Here is a 3,757-nt window from a genome sequence, read left to right on the forward strand (position 1 = left end):
CCTCCAGGACCGCCCGACGGGTCACGGGACGGGTCCCCCGACGGGCCGCCGGACGGTTCCTAGTGCGGGCCCGGGCCCCAGGTGAACTTGTCGCCGCCCACCCAGCGCACGACGTCCGGGTCGTCGAGGTCGTGCACCACGATGCCGTAGGCGGCGGCGATCTGCAGGACGTCGGTGACGGACCTCGCCGTACCGACGTAGTCGCCGTCGATCTCCACGATCCGGAAGGGCCGGCTGTCCGGCTGGACCCCGAGCACGGTGATCCGGGACCGGGCGACGCGAGGGCTCGAGATTTCCGTCATGGCTCCGAGAGTAGTTCGGCTCAGGGACGCCGCCAGTCGTCCCGTTCCAGGGACGCCCCGGCCATCGGTCCCATCCGCGTCATCCCGCCGTCGACGACCCAGGAGGCTCCGGTGACGTAGGAGGACTCGGGCCCGGCCAGGAAGGCGACGACGGCGGCGACCTCCCGGGCGTCGCCCGGGCGGCCCAGGGGTACGCCCGGGCGACGCCGGGTGTCCGGGTCGGCGTCCTCCTGGCCGGTCATCGGGGTGGAGATCTCGCCGGGCGCCACCGAGTTCACCGTGATGCCGTGCTCGGCGAGTTCCAGCGCCATCACCTGCGTCAGCAGCCCCAGTCCGCCCTTGGCCGCGCAGTACGGGGCCGCGCCCACCTTCGGCTGGTGCTCGTGCACCGAGGTGATGTTCACGATGCGCCCGCCCCCGCCCTGTTCGACCATGCGCCGGGCGGCGCGCTGCGAGCAGAGGAAGGGGCCCGCCAGGTTGACGTCCAGGACGTGCCGCAGGTCGTCGAGGCCCAGTTCCAGGAACAGGGTCGAGGTGCCGGTGCCCGCGTTGTTGACCAGGACGTCGACGCGGCCCAGCCGCTCGCAGAGTGCGTCCACCGTGTCGGCGGCCTCCGGCAGCCGGGTGAGGTCGACCTGGGCGATCTCGGCGCGGCGGCCCTTGGAGCGCACTTCCTCCGCGGTGCGTTCGGCCCCCTCGCGGTCGGTGTGCCAGGTGATGCCGACGTCCATGCCCTGCTCGGCCAGCCGGACCGCCACGGCCCGGCCGATGCCGGAGTCGGAGCCGGTGACGACGGCGACGGGCGGTGCGGTCTCGGGCATGCGGCGCCTCCTGCGCGAACGGCGGTCCGGGTGGGTACTCGGTCCGTCGCAGTACCCGGGCGCCCGGCGGGCAAACCGGGCGCGGACCGGCGCCCGTCGCGCCGGGGACGCCGATCGCGGATCGGAGGCACGGAATGGATCCCGTCGTCGCGCTGGAGCGGATCGCCTACCTGCTGGAGCGGTCCCGGGAGCCGACCTACCGGGTGCGCGCCTTCCGGACGGCCGCCCGGGTGCTGGCCGGGCTCGACGCGGCCGAGCTGCGGGAGCGGGCGGACAACGGTTCCCTGGAGTCCCTGAAGGGCGTCGGCCCCAGGACCGCCCAGGTGGCCGGGGAGGCACTGGCCGGTGAGGTCCCCGGATACCTGGCGAAGCTCGAGGACAAGGGCGGCGAGCCGCTCACCGCCGGCGGGGAGCACCTGCGGTCGCTGCTGCGAGGCGACTGCCACCTGCACTCGGACTGGTCGGACGGGGGCAGTCCGATCGAGGAGATGGGCCGCGCCGCCGCGGGGCTCGGCCACGAGTGGGCGGCGCTGACCGACCACTCGCCGCGTCTGACCGTCGCCCGCGGGCTCTCCCCGGAGCGGCTGCGGGAGCAGTTGGACGTGGTGGACCGGCTCAACGGGACCTGGGCGCCGTTCCGGCTGCTGACCGGGATCGAGTGCGACATCCTCGAGGACGGCTCCCTGGACCAGGAACCGGAGCTGCTGGAGCGGCTGGACGTGGTGGTCGTCTCGGTCCACTCCAAGCTCCGGATGGACAGCAGGTCGATGACCCGCCGGATGGTGGCCGCCGTCCGCGACCCGCACGCCGACGTGCTGGGCCACTGCACGGGACGGCTGGTGACCGGGCGGGGCCGTCCCGAGTCGGAGTTCGACGCGGACGCCGTGTTCGCGGCGTGCGCGGAGTCGGGCACGGCCCTGGAGATCAACAGCCGTCCGGAGCGGCTGGACCCGCCGCGCGGGCTGCTGAGCCGGGCCGTGGGGGCGGGCGTGCTGTTCTCGGTCGACACGGACGCCCACGCACCGGGCCAGCTGGAGTGGCAGACGTACGGCTGTGCCCGGGCCGAGGAGTGCCAGGTGCCCCCGGAGCGGGTGGTGACCACCTGGCCGCTGGAGCGGCTCCTCGCGTGGAGCAGGGACGGAGTGGTCCCGGCGGGCGTCTGAAGGGGCGGTGGCGGTGGTACCCGACGAGGGTCCGCCGGAGGCCGGCGGGCAGTGAGCGAGAGGCGGGACGGGCATGGAGCGCGCGGTGGTGTTCGACGTCGACGGAACCCTGGTGGACACCAATCATCTGCACGCCGTCACCTGGTGGGAGGCGTTCCGCCAGGCAGGGCACCGGGTGCCGATGCACAGCGTGCACCGCGCGGTGGGCCTGCCCGGCATGGACCTGATCGCGCGGGTGCTGGGCGAGGACCGGGACGAGGAGCAGGACGACGCCCTCAGCTCGGCGCACAAGACCTTGTACGGCCAGTACTTCGACCGGCTGGACCCGCTGCCCGGCGCGGGCGACCTGCTGAAGCGGCTGCACGGCGCCGGCCGCCGGGTGGTGCTGGCCACCTCCGCGGGCGGCGCGGAACTGAGCGCGCTGCGCCGGGCGCTGGACGCCGACGAGGCGATCACCGCGACGGCGAGCGCGGACGACGTGGACCGGGGCAAGCCCGCCCCCGAACCGGTGGAGCACGCCCTCGAGCTGGCGGGGGTGCCCGCCGAGCGGGCGGTGTTCGTCGGGGACACGGTCTGGGACATGAAGGCGGCGACCCGTGCGGGCGTCACCGCGGTGGCGGTGCTGTGCGGCGGGATTCCGCGTGCGGACCTGGAGGAGGCGGGGGCGAGCGCCGTCTACGCCGACCCGGCGCATCTGCTGCGGGCGCTGGAGGAGAGCCCGCTGGCCTGAGGCCGGGCGGCCCCGTGCGGTGCGGTTACCGGGACGGTCTCCGGCAACCCGTGCCGGATGAACCGTGCGACGGAGGCGATCGGCCGGGAACTGCGGGCCGTCGGCGCGACGGCCCGAGGCGCGGTGCGCGGGTCCGGGCGGGAACGTGATCTGCTGGTCCAGTCCTTCAAGGCGTCCGCGGCGGCGCTGCTGGCCTGGGCGGTGGCCCGGCTGTGGCTGGACGACCCGATGGCGCTGATGGCGCCCTGGGCGGCCGTGGTGCTGGTGCAGGCCACCGTGTACGGGTCGCTGCTGAGGGCGGCGCAGCAGTGCGCGGCGATCTGTGCGGGGACGCTGCTGGCCAGTGGCGCGCAGGCGCTGACCGGGGACGAGCTGGCGGCCATGGCGGTGTGCCTGCCGCCGTTGATGCTGCTGGCCCAGTGGTCGCGCTTCGGCGACCAGGGCGGCTACGCGGCGACCACGGCGATCTTCACGCTGGCCACCGGCACGGTGGGGGCGGACGCGGTGGGCCACCGGGTGGGGCAGGCCGTGCTGGGGGCGGCGATCGGGGTGGCCGTCAACGCGCTGGTGCTGCCGCCGGTCCACCTGCGTGACGTGCGGGACAACCTGGCGGGTCTGGCCCGGGAGGCGGGGGCGGTGCTGCGGCAGGTGGCCGAGGAGCTTCCCGACGCCGAGTGGGACGACGCCGCGGCGTCCCGCTGGTCGCGGGCCACCGATCGTCTGGAGCGACGGCTTGAGGGC

Annotated in this window: 5 protein-coding genes; 3 read left to right on the forward strand and 2 right to left on the reverse strand. The window is 75.0% G+C overall.

Going from position 1 to position 3,757, the window contains the following annotated elements:
- Positions 1-59 precede the first annotated feature (59 nt).
- Both HW445_RS21920 and HW445_RS21925 read right to left on the reverse strand, forming a co-directional pair.
- Positions 60-302, reverse strand: a complete 243-nt coding sequence (locus HW445_RS21920) for a hypothetical protein (protein ID WP_151774027.1) — start codon at positions 300-302, stop codon at positions 60-62.
- 20 nt (positions 303-322) lie between these two features.
- Positions 323-1,123 (reverse strand): SDR family oxidoreductase, encoded by an 801-nt coding sequence (locus tag HW445_RS21925; RefSeq protein WP_180222687.1) that lies wholly within the window; start codon positions 1,121-1,123, stop codon positions 323-325.
- Positions 1,124-1,257: 134 nt separating this feature from the next.
- Between HW445_RS21925 and HW445_RS21930 the strand changes: the two genes are divergently transcribed.
- The 3 genes from HW445_RS21930 to HW445_RS21940 form a co-directional block, all read left to right on the forward strand.
- On the forward strand, positions 1,258-2,286 hold the full coding sequence (locus HW445_RS21930) for a PHP domain-containing protein (protein ID WP_180222688.1): 1,029 nt from the start codon (positions 1,258-1,260) through the stop codon (positions 2,284-2,286).
- Positions 2,287-2,359: 73 nt separating this feature from the next.
- Complete coding sequence (locus tag HW445_RS21935) at positions 2,360-3,016, forward strand: HAD family hydrolase (RefSeq protein WP_180222689.1); 657 nt, start codon at positions 2,360-2,362, stop codon at positions 3,014-3,016.
- A gap of 57 nt (positions 3,017-3,073) precedes the next feature.
- On the forward strand, positions 3,074-3,757 hold a 684-nt coding region (locus HW445_RS21940; RefSeq protein WP_180222690.1), incomplete at its 3' end, for an aromatic acid exporter family protein.

Origin of the sequence: Streptomyces sp. UH6 (assembly GCF_013421635.1) — a bacterium.
GTDB lineage: Bacteria > Actinomycetota > Actinomycetes > Streptomycetales > Streptomycetaceae > Streptomyces > Streptomyces abyssomicinicus.

Coding starts and splice junctions, on each gene's coding strand:
- HW445_RS21920 (WP_151774027.1), bottom strand. CDS start 302: ATGACGGAAATCTCGAGCCCTCGCGTCGCCCGGTCCCGGATCACCGTG.
- HW445_RS21925 (WP_180222687.1), bottom strand. CDS start 1,123: ATGCCCGAGACCGCACCGCCCGTCGCCGTCGTCACCGGCTCCGACTCC.
- HW445_RS21930 (WP_180222688.1), top strand. CDS start 1,258: ATGGATCCCGTCGTCGCGCTGGAGCGGATCGCCTACCTGCTGGAGCGG.
- HW445_RS21935 (WP_180222689.1), top strand. CDS start 2,360: ATGGAGCGCGCGGTGGTGTTCGACGTCGACGGAACCCTGGTGGACACC.